At 43.5% G+C, this 14,187-nt stretch carries 13 protein-coding genes and 1 tRNA gene; 7 read left to right on the top strand and 7 right to left on the bottom strand.

Annotated features, from left to right (window positions below; all coding sequences use genetic code 11):
• Window positions 1-17: 17 nt before the first annotated feature.
• The 6 genes from H6G05_RS13085 to H6G05_RS13065 form a co-directional block, all read right to left on the bottom strand.
• On the bottom strand, window positions 18-1,034 hold the full coding sequence (locus H6G05_RS13085) for an NAD(P)/FAD-dependent oxidoreductase (RefSeq protein WP_190578596.1): 1,017 nt from the start codon (window positions 1,032-1,034) through the stop codon (window positions 18-20).
• 84 nt (window positions 1,035-1,118) lie between these two features.
• Entirely contained in the window at window positions 1,119-1,991 is an 873-nt protein-coding gene (locus tag H6G05_RS13080) for an isoaspartyl peptidase/L-asparaginase (protein ID WP_190578595.1), read from the bottom strand.
• A 215-nt stretch (window positions 1,992-2,206) separates the two neighbouring features.
• Complete coding sequence (ffh, locus tag H6G05_RS13075; RefSeq protein ID WP_190578594.1) at window positions 2,207-3,640, bottom strand: signal recognition particle protein; 1,434 nt, start codon at window positions 3,638-3,640, stop codon at window positions 2,207-2,209.
• Complete coding sequence (locus H6G05_RS25640; protein WP_277874763.1) at window positions 3,633-3,758, bottom strand: hypothetical protein; 126 nt, start codon at window positions 3,756-3,758, stop codon at window positions 3,633-3,635. Before H6G05_RS25640 ends, ffh begins: the two co-directional genes overlap by 8 nt.
• A complete protein-coding gene (locus H6G05_RS13070; protein ID WP_190578593.1) occupies window positions 3,758-5,230 on the bottom strand; it encodes an ATP-binding protein in 1,473 nt (490 codons plus the stop codon). The genes H6G05_RS25640 and H6G05_RS13070 overlap by 1 nt, the downstream gene beginning before the upstream one ends.
• Before the next feature lie 71 nt (window positions 5,231-5,301).
• Window positions 5,302-5,688: a hypothetical protein gene (locus H6G05_RS13065; protein ID WP_190578592.1), complete on the bottom strand. Its 387-nt coding sequence runs from the start codon at window positions 5,686-5,688 to the stop codon at window positions 5,302-5,304.
• A gap of 58 nt (window positions 5,689-5,746) precedes the next feature.
• On the opposite strand from H6G05_RS13065, the gene malQ reads away from it, so the two are divergent.
• The 3 genes from malQ (at window position 5,747) to H6G05_RS13050 (ending at window position 9,080) form a co-directional block, all read left to right on the top strand.
• Complete coding sequence (malQ, locus tag H6G05_RS13060; protein ID WP_190578591.1) at window positions 5,747-7,276, top strand: 4-alpha-glucanotransferase; 1,530 nt, start codon at window positions 5,747-5,749, stop codon at window positions 7,274-7,276.
• A 183-nt stretch (window positions 7,277-7,459) separates the two neighbouring features.
• Window positions 7,460-8,803: a hemolysin family protein gene (locus H6G05_RS13055; RefSeq protein WP_190578590.1), complete on the top strand. Its 1,344-nt coding sequence runs from the start codon at window positions 7,460-7,462 to the stop codon at window positions 8,801-8,803.
• 206 nt (window positions 8,804-9,009) lie between these two features.
• Window positions 9,010-9,080, top strand: a tRNA-Cys gene (locus tag H6G05_RS13050).
• Window positions 9,081-9,119: 39 nt separating this feature from the next.
• Here the strand turns inward: H6G05_RS13050 and H6G05_RS13045 are convergent.
• Window positions 9,120-10,064, bottom strand: a complete 945-nt coding sequence (locus tag H6G05_RS13045; RefSeq protein ID WP_190578589.1) for a LysR family transcriptional regulator — start codon at window positions 10,062-10,064, stop codon at window positions 9,120-9,122.
• Window positions 10,065-10,244: 180 nt separating this feature from the next.
• On the opposite strand from H6G05_RS13045, the gene H6G05_RS13040 reads away from it, so the two are divergent.
• The 4 genes from H6G05_RS13040 to H6G05_RS13025 all read left to right on the top strand — a co-directional run bounded on the left by H6G05_RS13040 (window position 10,245) and on the right by H6G05_RS13025 (window position 13,971).
• Window positions 10,245-10,730 carry a phosphate-starvation-inducible PsiE family protein gene (locus H6G05_RS13040; RefSeq protein WP_322096361.1) on the top strand — a complete coding sequence of 162 codons (486 nt, stop codon included), beginning with the start codon at window positions 10,245-10,247 and terminating at the stop codon, window positions 10,728-10,730.
• Between the two features lie 400 nt (window positions 10,731-11,130).
• A complete protein-coding gene (locus H6G05_RS13035) occupies window positions 11,131-11,250 on the top strand; it encodes a photosystem II reaction center X protein (protein ID WP_190578588.1) in 120 nt (39 codons plus the stop codon).
• Window positions 11,251-11,444: 194 nt separating this feature from the next.
• Window positions 11,445-12,200 carry a Ycf66 family protein gene (locus H6G05_RS13030; protein WP_190578587.1) on the top strand — a complete coding sequence of 252 codons (756 nt, stop codon included), beginning with the start codon at window positions 11,445-11,447 and terminating at the stop codon, window positions 12,198-12,200.
• 142 nt (window positions 12,201-12,342) lie between these two features.
• Window positions 12,343-13,971: a serine/threonine-protein kinase gene (locus H6G05_RS13025; protein ID WP_190578586.1), complete on the top strand. Its 1,629-nt coding sequence runs from the start codon at window positions 12,343-12,345 to the stop codon at window positions 13,969-13,971.
• Window positions 13,972-14,187: the final 216 nt, after the last annotated feature.

Here is a 14,187-nt window from a genome sequence, read left to right as displayed (position 1 = left end):
GATTATTTCATTGTTCTTTAAGATTTGAGTAACTCGATCGCTGACTCTGCGGCGGCAATACCCGAATTATAGGCAGCTTCAATATTTTTGCCAGCACACCAGTCACCTGCACAGACAAGTGCCAAGGGAATCGCTGTGGATAGGCAAGAAACCCCCAGAGACTCTTCGGCGAGAGCATAACGCCAACGATGCACTTGCCACCATTCGGGACTAGCTAGCCATTTTTCCAATAATCTCCCCACTTGATTGAGCAAAGGCTTACCCGCGATTTCCAGATCAGGTTCCTCCATTGATTGTTTAGCAAACTCGGCAGTACTTTGCAAGACAAAGACAGGTTGTGAGGCTTTGTCTAAATGTTTGCTGCTGTCGTAGCTAATCCAATCAAGAATGGGATCATCGATACATCTAATTGCTTGCCATTCTACTGGGACTGAATTACTGGCATTGTAACCAGCCATGATCGTTACACTGGGGGCAAATTTGACTGATTGGACAGCTTGCAGAAAACTAGGTGCTAAGGTCAGAACTTCTTCAAATAAAGGTAGAAATTGGGGTGCGGGTATGGTTGAAATAATCGCCGAAGTTTCGAGAGTTTCTTGGCGATCAGTTACTAATTGCCATTTGGTGTCGCTGTGGTTGACTCCAACGATGCGGGCATTGTTGATGATTGGAATGTCAATGGCAAGAGATTTGGCGATCGCCGTCATCCCCATCGGACAGCAGTATCTTGGATGTCTGGCATCGGCATCGGGAGGACGCAAGCCAGATGATGATAGTTGATAGACATTGCGCGTCCACTCTTGAACAATGCCTTTTTCTTGGAGTTTGCGAACAAATCTCCCGAAACTGTCACTTTTCACAGATATGAGTTGTGCGCCATGATCGACCCAAGTACCTTGCAAACGTCTAGTTGCCATCCTTCCTCCCACCCCTGCTGATTTCTCAACAATGGTGACATCTAGCCCCGCTTGCTTTAGTTGTTGAGCGCAGGTTAATCCTGCCATCCCTGCGCCGATCACAATTACATCTTTCATACAGTTTCAGTTCATGCCTCTTGAAGAGCTTAGCTCATCTTGATCGTGATTTTAAAGTTAAGGTGAGCGTAGCTCACCTTAACTTTAAAGTGTATCTTGCATCTTTTCGCCATCATGGTATGCAGCGAACAATACGGGACAGGTTTTGCCCCATGCGATCGCCCCCGTAGCATCCAGACAAATTGCGCCAAAATCGCGATCGCGACTTTTCGCTTCATTGATTGATTTTTCGACTGCTTGCTGAAGTGTCATGCCATCGGTAACGCGCACCACCACTCTAGTCGCAAAGCCTTCATCGAGAATGTCTTCACCGACACCTGTACAGCTAACCCCTGCAAATTTAGTGGCATAGTTACCCGCAGGAGTTGCCGAGTCGCTGACTCGACCAATACGCTCAAAGCCTCGTCCGCCTGTGGAAGTTCCCACGCAAATACTGCCATATTGATCAAGAACTACCGCACCGATTGTTCCCATCGCCACATCTGCCATTTTGCGAGTGAAGTTAGTTTTGCGCTCCTCTACCCATTCGGCAAGACGTTCATCGGTGAGGGGATTGTAAATTGGAATGCCCAATTCGCGAGTGAGTTCCGCCGAGCCATAGTCAGAGAGAACGCGATCGTCGCTAGTTTGCAAATGCTTAGCGAGATCAATCGGATTTTTAACTCGCGCCGTATTGATGACACCACTAAAACTTTGGCGATCGCCATCCATAATTGAGGCACTCATCCGCACCTGACCATCGGACTGTAAAACCGATCCAGTCCCTGCATTAAATCGCGGATCATCTTCGAGCATTTGACAAGCTTTGACGACAGCATCGATCGCCTTCGTGCCATTAAGCAGCATCGGATAAACGGTTTCCAGAACCGCAAATAATGATTTGCGGACAGGTTCATAGCCGCCTTTACTTTCGACAGTGCTACCTGCACCGCCATGAATAATGATTTTTGGTTGCATTTAGTTTGGTAATTGATGATTGATTAAGCCATTTATGTAGGGGCAAAGCATTCCCGCAGAAATTGATAAATTTTCAGATCCTTTGAATTTGGGAATGCTTTGCCCTTAATCTCAAAACGCAGGGAAAATTGATCTGTTAAAGCAAAGAGGGTTTAGCATTTGCGAATTGAGGTTTTGGTGGAGAGTTTGGAGATAGTCGCGCAAATGCTAAACCCCTACAACTCGCCAAATCCCTTTTTCTTTTTCTTTTTCTTGCCATAAACAGGATTACCCGATGGTGCTTGGTTGCCCATACCACCCATTCCAGGGAATCCGCCGCCGCCCATATTTGGCATTCCGGGGAAGTTGGGCATTTTGCCTTGTCCCATTTGCTGCATCAAGGCTCTCATCTTTTGGAAATCTGCAACGAGCTTAGTCACATCCTGAAGTTTGTAACCAGCACCATTGGCAATTCGTTGTTTACGGCTAGGGCTTTTGGCGATCAGGTCGGGATCTTTGCGTTCTTGTTTAGTCATGGAGCTAATCATCGATTCACAACGCTTGAGTTGCTTTTCAGCCTCTTGGATTTGTGCGTCATTGATTTTCATTCCAGGGAGCATCTTCAACATTCCTCCGAAAGAACCCATGTTTTTCATCATGCGGGTATTCTTTAGGAAGTCATCAAAGTCAAACTTGGCACTCAAAATCTTTTCTTGGAGATTAGCGGCATCGGTGAGATCGATTTCTTCTTGAGCTTTCTCAACTAGCGTCAGCACATCGCCCATACCCAAAATCCGCGAAGCCATACGCTCAGGATAGAAGGGTTGCAACGCCTCAACTTTTTCACCAACACCGATAAACTTAATTGGCTGTCCCGAAATCTGGCGCACCGATAGCGCTGCACCACCACGAGTATCGCCGTCCATCTTGGTCAAGATTGCGCCCGTCACCCCAATCTCATCATGGAAAGTACGGGTCAAGGTCGCCGCCTCTTGCCCTGTCATCGCATCGACAACCAGCAGCACTTCATCGGGATTAATTGCATCCTTGACGCGCTTGAGTTCATCCATCATGTCGCGATCGATCTGCAAGCGTCCCGCCGTATCCACAATCACGGTATTAACGCCCAATTCCTTCGCCTTTGCCAATCCTTGACGGGCAATCTCTACAGGGTCAGCATCTGCTCCCATTTCAAAGACTGGCACATTAATTTGCTTACCGAGGGTGAGCAACTGGTCGATCGCCGCAGGACGATATACGTCGGTTGCTACGAGTAAAGCAGTGCGCTCTAGTTTGCGTAAATGTAAAGCTAATTTTGCGGTAGCTGTCGTTTTACCTGTACCCTGCAACCCTGCCATCAAAATTACTGTCGGGGCATTGTCTGCTTCGGCGAGTGGCACATTTGCCTCGCCCATCGTCCTTACCAATTCGTCATAGACGATCTTGATAAATTGCTGATCTGGACGCACACCTGCGATGACATCAGCGCCTTGAGCCTGTTTGGAGATTTCTTCGACAAATTCTTTGACAACTTGTAGGTTGACATCTGCCTCTAATAGCGCCCTGCGTACTTCGCGAATCGCGCCTTGGATATTAGAGTCCGAGATTTTGTCCTGTCCGCGTAACTTTTTCCAAGCCGCCTCAAATTTATCGGCGATTTCATCAAACATATCTAATTTTGCTTTTGCTTTTGGTTCTACCTACTAATTTACCGTTACCGCCGTGACATTGATCGCGATCAGAAAAAATTGCGGTGGCGATCGCTTTTGGCAAACATAGCATTTTCATCAAATTTCTTCTGAAACTCTCCGCCTAACCAGCTTATTGTCAATATACTTCAATAAATTTGCTCCTAGTAGATAAGCGTAAAGACTGGAGGGGCAAAATTCAAACTCTACTCCTTTATAGTGAATGTCTTTATCTGAAATAGTTTGACTAGTTATCAAAATTGGTTGAGAAATATCAGGATGCTTGTTCACAAATTCAACACAATTATCAAGCTCTGCAAGTGTTCTATAAGGGCGATCGCTCCACTTAACTTCCACAATCCAAGAAGGTAATTGATTAACCTTATCTAAATGTACGATATCAACCTCTCCAGACTTCCATCTTGCACAATAAAGTTCAGTAATTTTGCTGTGCTGCCATTGACTAAAAATTGCAGTTTCCGTCATCGCTCCTATAGATTCGGAACTTTCATCAATCTGTCCAAATAATGCGGCTCTCATGGATGGATTGGTTAGGTAAACCTTGAAACACATCGCTCTCTTAAATCTCTTTGCATTGTTGTCTATTCGCTCAACACGTCGAATTAGGAACGCAGCCTCAAGATATTCGAGATAACGCTTGATCGTATTTTTAGCAACACCAGAGGATTTAGATAATCCATCCAAGCTCACCTCATTCCCAGAGTTGTAAGCTAGGGTCGTAAATAGTCTATTTAATTCTTGAATGTCGTTAATACCGTAAAGACTTGGGAGATCTCGGAGTAATACCTTATCGATAATGTCACTTTTGATATACTGACTAGGATTTTGCCTGATGGTTTCAGAAAAGACTGCTTCTGGATATCCACCAAAGTTTAAGTAGTTTATAAACTCTTCATTGAGCGCTTTAATATTTGTAACAGAATATTCATTTTTGTCTAAATCAAAATCTTCAATCGGCGTGAACTTTATAAGTTCTGTTTCTCGCCCAATAAACATTAAGTACTCAGCGAAAGTTAATGGCGGCAGAACATAATCGCTAAAGCGACCAGCACCAGACTCATTACTCTTTAGTCTTAATGCCGCCGCCGCAGAACCTGTGGCAATAAAGCGATAGTCTGCGTATGAATCAACTAGAGATTTAAGATGGACTTCCCAATCACGCAAATACTGGATTTCGTCAAAGAAAACAAACAGTCTTGCATTACGTTTATGTTCAAAAAGTTTCTGGAAATAATTAAGTATTCGTTCCAAATGAAGTCCAGTATAGATTGGAGTTTCAAGGGAAATATATAGAATATTTTTTGCTTCTACCCCAGAGTCTAAGAGTGCGCGAATGGTGTGATAAACCATAACTGTTTTACCAACGCGCCTTGGTCCCATTAAAACGATCGCTCGACGAACATTTACATCCAAAATATTTTCATAAAAAGTCTCGAAGTACTTGCGCCGAGGCGTATTTTCGTAAGTTATTTTCCCTTCTATACCTAGTTCCCACCAAGGATTATCAAACCGAAGTCGGGACAAAATATCTATTTCTGAAATTTCTAGCATAGATCTTAAACAAGATTAGTCAACTAATCTTATTCTATCTTGGTTTTGTATTTAAGGTCAATCAACTAATCTTATTTTTGTCTTGTAAGTATAGCGATCGCAGTATCAAATATTTTTTTTATATATCTGCCGCCAAGTGTATGAGGATCTTTACTAAGTAATGGGGAAGTGATGTCAGAATGTTCGATTAACACTACAGACAGTTTTAAGGTTGCGGATGTTGTGTGGTGTTCGGAAGCAAGATTTGACAAAATCCAAGATGAAGTATCCTTATCTATATCTCCAGAAATTTGTATAGAAGTTAAATCTATTGATAACACTTGGGGTGAAATGGAATTCAAGAAAAAATCTTTGTTTTGAAGCTCAAGCTCTTGAAGTATGGCTATGTAATGAGCAAGGTGAAATAAGATTTTATAATGAGCAGGGAGAATTAGAGCAATCAATAAGCGTATGTTCATTTGCAAACTTCTCTACATAAGGAGGTAAAGTAAAGCCAGATCTAGAAATTTTGTGTTTATGGCTTTTCAACGTGCTAGTGGAATTTTGTTGCATCCGACCTCACTACCCAGCAAATTTGGGATTGGGGATTTAGGAGAGACGGCTTATCAGTTTATTGAGTTTTTATCGCGCAGTGGTCAAAAGCTTTGGCAAGTGCTACCCCTTGGCCCCACGGGATATGGTAACTCTCCTTATATGAGCTTTAGCGCGATCGCAGGTAGCCTTTATCTGATCAGCCCTGAACTGTTAGCAAAGCAACATTTGCTCAAGGAAGAGGATTGGGCTGATATTCCTGATTTTGATCAAGATCGTGTTGATTTTGAGGCAGTAATGCCATACAAACGGAAACTGCTGGAGCTTGCTTTTGAGCGCTTCAAGCAGGGATATACCGATCAGGATCTCCAACACCACCACGATCTGTATTTGCTCCAAGAGCAGTTCAAAAAGTTTTGCTACGAAGAATCTGACTGGCTCGAAGACTATGTGCTATTCATGGCATTGCATGAACAAAATCCTAAAATTCTTTGGAATAATTGGGAGCCTGCGATCGCCAGATGCGAGCCTCAAGCATTGCAACAAAAGCGCGAAGAACTGCACGAGCAAATTGAGTTTCAAAGATTTGTGCAATTCGTCTTTTTTGATCAATGGCTGAAGCTAAAGCAATACGCCAATATGCGAAACATTCAGATTATTGGTGATATTCCCATTTATGTATCCCACAATAGCGCTGATGTCTGGGCAAACCCCGAAAACTTTGCTCTCGATCCTGAAACCTATGAAGTCTCACAAATGGCAGGAGTACCACCCGACTATTTCAGCGCCACAGGTCAGCTATGGGGAAACCCCGTCTATAACTGGGAATATCTCCAAGAAACTGACTTTGCATGGTGGATCGATCGCTTCCGCTTTTTAAATCGGTATGTAGATATTATTCGGATCGATCACTTCCGAGGCTTTGAGGCTTTTTGGCAAGTTCCCGCAGGTGAAGAAACTGCAATTAAGGGCGAATGGAAAGTTGCTACTGGGACAGAACTATTTACAAGGCTTTATGAAGTAATGGGTGAGTTGCCAATTCTTGCCGAAGATCTTGGTGTGATCACTCCTGAAGTTGATAAATTGCGCGATGACTTTGGTTTTCCGGGAATGCGCGTCCTGATGTTTGCCTTTGGCGGTGGCTCGGACAATTTCCATTTGCCACACAACTATGTGCGAAATAGTGCTGTCTACACAGGAACCCATGACAATGACACGGCTGTAGGTTGGTGGCAAAGGGCAAGTAAGTACGAAAAGGAATTGTTCTACAAATATATAGTTGGGTTTGCCGCAGGTGAGCCGATCAACTGGGTGCTAATCCGCATGGCGATGGCGGCTGTGTCGGTAATTGCGATTGTTCCGTTACAAGATGTCCTTGGTTTAGATAACAGTGGACGGATGAATACTCCAGGTACGGCGACAGGAAATTGGGGCTGGCGCTATAGCGATCCCAACTTGCTCAATCAAGATCTCAGCGATCGCCTACTCGAAATTACCAAACTGTATAGCCGCTAAAAAATATCTGTACGATTTAGATTTTTAATGGCGCGGCTTTGCCCCGCCATTAAAAATCTGCATTAATTGCTAACCCTTTATTGTAGTCTTAAGCAACTTGACACAAAATTTGGTATGAGAATATATATCTACTATTAACAAATTTCACAAACGATTCCCATAAAGTCGTTCTGACCCAAAACAATGTCTTCCCTCGCTTTTGAAGCTTTACTCATCATTTTGCTAATTATTGCCAATGGTGTTTTTTCGATGTCCGAGCTAGCGATTGTTTCTGCTCGCAGAGTGCGCCTAGAGCAGTGGGCAAAGGAAGGAAATGCAAAAGCCAGAGCAGCTTTAAGACTGATCGCCTCACCTAATAATTTTTTGTCAACTGTACAAATTGGCATTACCTTAATCGGGATTTTAAGCGGTGCATTGGGCGGCGCAACCGTTGCAAAAACCTTGCAAAAGTCATTAGATACTGTCCCTCTGTTACTACCCTATAGCGAAACCCTTAGCTTTGCGATTGTGGTCGGTATCATTACTTACCTATCTCTGGTGGTTGGTGAGCTTGTACCTAAGCGCTTAGCAATGAGCAATGCTGAGCAGATTGCCTGTGCTGTTGCCCCGCCAATGCGATTTCTTGCCAATATTGGTACTCCTGTAGTTTATTTGTTGAGCATCTCAACTGAAGCGTTACTGAGCATTTTAGGGATTCAGATAACTGAAGAGTCTCAAGTTACAGAAGAAGAAATTAAGGTGATGATTGCTCAGGGTGCTGAGTCGGGAATGTTTGAAGAAGCTGAGCATGACATGGTTGAGCGTGTTTTTCGTTTAGGCGATCGCCCGATTAAATCTCTAATGACTCCGCGCACCGAGATCGACTGGCTGGATGTCGATGCCCCGTTTGAAGAAACGCAGCGCGAAGTTTTGGAGAGTGGACATTCACGCTTTCCCGTAGCCAGAGAAAACCTTGATGATTGCGTCGGTATTGTCGAAATCAAAGAATTCCTCAATGCAAGTCTTAAGGGTCAGCAGATCGATCTAGTTAAAGTTAGCAGTCCACCTCTGTATGTTGCGGAGACAGCTAGTGCCTTGAGCGTATTAGAGCAGTTCAAGCAATCTGGCGATCGCGTGGCGATGGTGACTGATGAGTATGGTGGTGTTGAGGGACTTGTGACACTTACAGATTTGCTCGAAGCGATCGTTGGTGACTTGCCATCCAGCGATCGCCAAGGAGATCCCGATGCGATGCAACGAGAAGATGGTTCTTGGTTGATCGATGGCATGATTTCCAGCGATCGCCTCAAAGAAATCCTCGAAGTTGAGGAGCTACCCTATGAAAAAGATCATAATTACCACACCCTCGGCGGATTGATGATGACCTATCTCAGGCATATTCCCATGGTTGGCGAACACTTTACTTGGGAAAGAATGCGCTTTGAAGTTGTTGATATGGATGGTAACCGTGTCGATAAAGTACTAGTTAATCTCTCTCCACCATTACCACTAGTAGATGACGAACCCAAAACTACTAAGCGAACCTAAAATTAAGCTTGAAGCAAGTCGCTTCAAGCTTGATTTTGGTGTTTCCAATCGCCTTCGGCGACAGCTATAAAACCCAAGAATCGAGTGGCGGCGCTTCGCGCCGCCACTCGATTCTTGGGTTTTATGTCCTAAGCAAAACTTGCTTTGCTATAGCAATCAAAAATTTGCAACTAATTACATTAGTTTGTTATACTCATTATCCGTTCGGCGGCATAGCCAAGTGGTAAGGCAGGGGTCTGCAAAACCCTCACCCCCAGTTCGAATCTGGGTGCCGCCTTTTTCTTAAAGAGAGTGAATGCAAAGCATTCACTCTCTTTTACCATGTAGTATTTTCCGCAATCTGCTTTCCTTCAGTTTGCAAGTACTCCAGAAAAGCTTGAGCAACTACCGATAGCTGCTTACCTGCTAGATGAATAACATACCAGTGACAATGGATCGGAAAATTCTCCACATCTAAAATCGCAATCTGTCCTGAAGCCCCTTCTAAGGCGATCGTATGGCGAGACAAAATCGAGATACCTAGACCACCTGCGATCGCCTGCTTAATCGCTTCATTACTCGCAAGCTCCATTTTCACTTTGGGCGTAACTTTGTGTTCATCAAACAATCTTTGTACATATCCCCTTGTCCCAGAACCCGACTCTCTCGTGATAAAAGGCTCATCAGCTAACTTTTGAATCGGAATATTTTTTTCATTCGCTAATGGGTGATCATGGTTTGCTAGAACAACTAATGGGTTGGCTAGAAATGGATGCGCCTTTACATCAGGCTCATCGGGAACTTGACTCAAAATATATAGATCATCCTTATTCTCAGACAGCCTCTCTAAAATACCGCTATGGTTAGTTACTTTCAGCGCTATTTCTACCCCAGGATAACGCTGACAAAATGGACCAAGTAAACGGGGGATCACATATTTTGCTGTTGTCACCACTGTTATCTTGAGATATCCCTGTTTTAGTCCCTTCATGTCGGCAACACTCATCTCAAATTGAGATATGCGTCCAAAAATCTCTTGACAAGTGGTAAACAACTCTCGACCAGCCTGAGTTAAAAAAAGTTTTTTGCCTACCTGCTCAAACAAAGGCATTCCGATCGCCTTTGTCAAATGTTTAATCTGCATGGAGACAGTGGGTTGGGTGAGAAATAATTCCTCGGCTGCACGGGTATAGCTCCCATGTCGAGCTGCTACTTCAAATACCTGCAACTGGTGCAGGGTGATATGACTAGCTAATTGAGAATCAGATAAGTGGTAACTCATAATAATGACAAAATCATAGATTGTATTCTATGATTTTATCATTATTATATACTTTTGTTCTATGTATTTAGTCTATATAATCTTTGCTTAAGCGATCTCGTAGAACATCTATCAGTTGCCAATCAATCGACAGCTATACTTTCTATGGCTAAAGATCGCTATATATGAAATTTAGATGGTGTGAGTCTGTTAATGAACGTGAGTCAACAGGTTAAAAATTTATTTCGCGTTTTGGCGAACGCTTTTACTGATGAGAGCTTTTTAAGAGCAATTAGAAGGGTTGAAAATGTTGTTTCTAAAGTAATGGCGATCGCCTTAGTCGTGGTAATTTTTGGCGCATTATTTGACCTATTGCGGATACTAACCATTGATCTGTTTTTAACTGACCCTAGAGGTGCTTTCAGCATTCCTTTGCTCAAAATATTTGGGATGTTCCTGAATGTGCTAATCGCACTGGAACTCATGGAAAATGTCACAGCTTACTTGCGCCACCATACAATCCAACTAGAGCTAGTGATCATTACGGCTTTAACGGCGGTTGCTCGCAAAGTCATTATCTTTGATAGCAAAGCTGATGGGGATCTAGCTGGGCTAGCGGTCGCGGTTCTGTCTTTGTCAATCAGTTACTGGATTGTGCGTAGCCAAAACAAGAACTCTAAAAATTAAAACCAACTTCTATTTTCGTATTCCTATCGCTTGGGATTGGAAGCAGTTTTTGATGGTGTAGCGAAGCTACACCATCAAAAACTGGTTTTTTATTTTGGAGCGAAGCCCTTATTTATAGCTGTCGCCAGTCTTGTTAGGATACAAACCCAAGAAGTGAGTGGCAGCGCTTCGCGCCGCCACTCACTTCTTGGGTTTTGATTTGTCCTAAAACAAATGGCGACAGCTATAAATTATTGGTGCAACGAAATTAGAAGACCAAGGGATTTTTTGAAAGTGTTGCTTAGCAACACTTTCAAAAAATCCCTTGGTTTAAGTCTTGGAAGACTGACTCCTTGGCTTTTTAAGCTAAAATTATGTTAAGAATTTAACTTGTATATCAAAACTTTACCTACATATCTATATGACACAATCATTAACTAATTTTCTAGGCAGCCTTGTCGCAGGCGGCGTAGTTCTTGGTCTAATTTTCGCAGCCGTCTTGATCGTTAGCCAAAAAGATCGCATTATCCGCAAAGGTTAATTAAAGTCCCAAATAATAAAAGTCGGCGCATTGCGCCGACTTTTATTATTTGGGACTTTAACTTAGAGAAATTTGCGTCAAGGCAAAGCGCTGTATTGTTATACTGATGAACAAAGACTGTCCCAAACACTGTTTAATCATACATTTAGTGTTTGAGATCAAAAAATGCAGGTATTTAGGAGAAATATAGAGCCATGATCAACATCGGTGGCAACCCGCTAATGATTCTTTTGGCAATTGTTGCCGCTTTAGGAGGCGTGGGTTTATATTTTGTGCGAAACTTTCGCCCTGAACTAGCCCGCGACCACGATATTTTTTTCTCGGCGATCGCCTTGGTATACGGAATCATCCTGCTAGCTTTTAATTTTCGGATGGAAATTACGACGCAGTTAGCCCAAGTCCTAGTGGTGGGCTTTGCAGGATGGTTTGCCGTAGAGTCTTTGGTATTGCGCCAAGCTCTAGCCAATCAAGCTCGCAGAGCGCCTTCTAGTCCCCTAGTTGATGATGAAGAACCGATTGGTTCTGATTATCGGGTTGAAATTGATCCAACTCGTGAAATAGCTCCACGCCGCGATCGTGATCCCTCACGCCGAATGAGAGGCTCTATTTCTAACAGTGCTGAAGCTAGCGAGCTACGTGGAGATACCACAGATACTCGTCGCTCACGTCGTCCGAAAAGAACTAGTAGTGATACTAATAATGACTCAGTTGGTAATGACTCAGTAATTGATATTGACGAAAGTGATATTCGTCCTGTCAGCCCCAAGCGTCGCCCCAGACCTAGCGATGATAATATGAACGGAGAACGCCCCCGAAATCGGAATAGTGAATCTGATAACTATGGCGAATCTCCTAAAGATACTGCTGCCACATCTGGACGCAGACGCAGACCATCAAGCCGTCCTTCCTCCTATGGCAATGCCGATGGAGCAAATAACGACGATTTTTAGATTTATTTGCTAGAGTTAATCACAAATATACTTAATTTATTTTTGATTTAAACTATGAGTCTCCGTAGGTCAGTGACATATTCAACTGTTACCATGCCTACAACTTGATTTGATCAACCATTACTTGGGCTTTCGATCAACCGTGAGTTATTGCGTTAATCCGAACTGTGCTAATCCAAATAATGAACCATTCGCCCTTACTTGTGCGACTTGTGGTTCTAATCTAAAGCTGCGAAATCGCTACCGAGCCAGTCGTCCGTTGGGCAAAGGTGGATTTGGAGCGACATTTTTAGCTGCTGACGAAGGGCTTCCTGGATTTCCATCCTGTGTGGTCAAGCAACTGCGCCCAAATACTCAATCGGCAAGTGTGATGAAAATGGCGCGAGAGTTATTTGAGCGTGAAGCTTTTACCCTTGGCAAAATCGGCAGCCATCCGCAGATTCCCCGTTTACTCGATTATTTTGAAGAAGATAGTAATTTTTATCTAGTCCAAGAATTTGTCGATGGGGAAACTTTAAAGCAAGAATTTGAGAGACGTGGGGCTTTTAACGAAATTGAAATTCGGAAGATTCTCTCAGAAATATTTCCAGCCCTTGGGTTTATGCATGAAAACGGGGTAATTCATCGTGATATTAAGCCTGCGAACATCATGCGACGCAAACAAGATGGACAACTGGTACTAATTGATTTTGGTGCGGTTTCTAGCCAAGTTAACAAACCCTCGGCAGATGATGATCCCAGTGGTCTATTAACCAATTTTGCGATCGGTACACCTGGTTTTGCGCCGCCAGAGCAGATGGCGATGCGCCCTGTTTATTCTAGTGATTTGTATGCTACAGCGATGAGTTGTCTGTATCTGATGACAGGGCGATCGCCTAAGGACTTACCCCATGATCCTTATACAGGTGAAATTAACTGGAAATCGCAGGTTAAGCTAAGCGATCGCCTAAGAGTCGTTTTTGAGAAACTGCTTCAGCAGTCAGTATCACAGCGATTTCGCTCGGCGGAAGAAGCTTTACGCGCATTAGAATCTGGCGGTCTTCCTGAAGAGCCACCTAAAGCTTCCACCCCCGCGTCAAATTATGTGCCGCCTTCCGCCCCTTCTTCTGTGACTGTGAGACCTGCGACGCAGACACCTAACTCACGCATCCAATCCCAGAAATATGGCAATAATCAGGGAACGCAGTTTGATAACAGCGGCATGATGACCACAGGTAATACCAGATCAGGCAGTCGCATTGGTAATGGTGAACTGAAAGGTGGACGCAGAGTTATTGTTGAATACAATCAAGGTAAGCGTAATTTTACTAACCAAGATTACTCTAAAGCTGCTTTTGGAAGTGCGACTTTGACGGGGATTGTGATGAGTCGCTCTAAATTAGTGGAGGCTGATTTTTGTCATAGTGATTTAACTGGGGCTAGCTTTCAAGGTGCTAATTTATCGCAAGCTAAGTTAAATAGCGCCAATCTACGTGAAGCTAAGATGCACCGCGCCATCTTGATTAAGTGTGATTTGGGGAGTGCTTCGATGATTTTGGCGGATTTGCGCGAAGCAAATCTTCAATCGGCTTATATGAGTAAAGCGGATTTAAGTGGCGCAAATTTAAGTGGGGCTAATTTGAAGGGAGCTTATTTAAGTCAAGCAAATTTAAACGGGACAAATCTGTGCGGGGCTGATTTAAAAGGCGCTAAGATCTCTGAGGAGCAATTAGCCCAAGCTAAAACTAACTGGAATACGATTCGTCCCGATGGCGGTAAACGCTTATTTTAAAAATTTATATAGCGTTTTTCACAAGCAAGGTACAAAGGTTTGTTTCCCCGCCGAAGGCGGGGAAACAAACCCGTACTTAATTAGACTGATAAACGTTATATGCTGGGGCAACAAAATTCTTGCTCTAAATTTTGGGACTTGCCCATAAAACAAGGAATGGATTTTTGATAGCGCTGCGCTATCAAAAATCTGGTTCTTTACTAAATTGCAGAACTA

The sequence above is a fragment of the Phormidium tenue FACHB-1050 genome (assembly GCF_014696925.1).
In the GTDB taxonomy this organism is placed as follows: Bacteria; Cyanobacteriota; Cyanobacteriia; order Pseudanabaenales; family Pseudanabaenaceae; genus Pseudanabaena.
This window is presented reverse-complemented; position numbering and strand designations above follow the sequence as displayed.

What these genes read in the sequence shown, in the direction of transcription:
- H6G05_RS13085 (WP_190578596.1), bottom strand. Translation starts at nt 1,034, where the DNA reads ATGAAAGATGTAATTGTGATCGGCGCAGGGATGGCAGGATTAACCTGC.
- H6G05_RS13080 (WP_190578595.1), bottom strand. Translation starts at nt 1,991, where the DNA reads ATGCAACCAAAAATCATTATTCATGGCGGTGCAGGTAGCACTGTCGAA.
- ffh (WP_190578594.1), bottom strand. Translation starts at nt 3,640, where the DNA reads ATGTTTGATGAAATCGCCGATAAATTTGAGGCGGCTTGGAAAAAGTTA.
- H6G05_RS25640 (WP_277874763.1), bottom strand. Translation starts at nt 3,758, where the DNA reads ATGAAAATGCTATGTTTGCCAAAAGCGATCGCCACCGCAATTTTTTCT.
- H6G05_RS13070 (WP_190578593.1), bottom strand. Translation starts at nt 5,230, where the DNA reads ATGCTAGAAATTTCAGAAATAGATATTTTGTCCCGACTTCGGTTTGAT.
- H6G05_RS13065 (WP_190578592.1), bottom strand. Translation starts at nt 5,688, where the DNA reads ATGAACATACGCTTATTGATTGCTCTAATTCTCCCTGCTCATTATAAA.
- malQ (WP_190578591.1), top strand. Translation starts at nt 5,747, where the DNA reads ATGGCTTTTCAACGTGCTAGTGGAATTTTGTTGCATCCGACCTCACTA.
- H6G05_RS13055 (WP_190578590.1), top strand. Translation starts at nt 7,460, where the DNA reads ATGTCTTCCCTCGCTTTTGAAGCTTTACTCATCATTTTGCTAATTATT.
- H6G05_RS13045 (WP_190578589.1), bottom strand. Translation starts at nt 10,064, where the DNA reads ATGAGTTACCACTTATCTGATTCTCAATTAGCTAGTCATATCACCCTG.
- H6G05_RS13035 (WP_190578588.1), top strand. Translation starts at nt 11,131, where the DNA reads ATGACACAATCATTAACTAATTTTCTAGGCAGCCTTGTCGCAGGCGGC.
- H6G05_RS13030 (WP_190578587.1), top strand. Translation starts at nt 11,445, where the DNA reads ATGATCAACATCGGTGGCAACCCGCTAATGATTCTTTTGGCAATTGTT.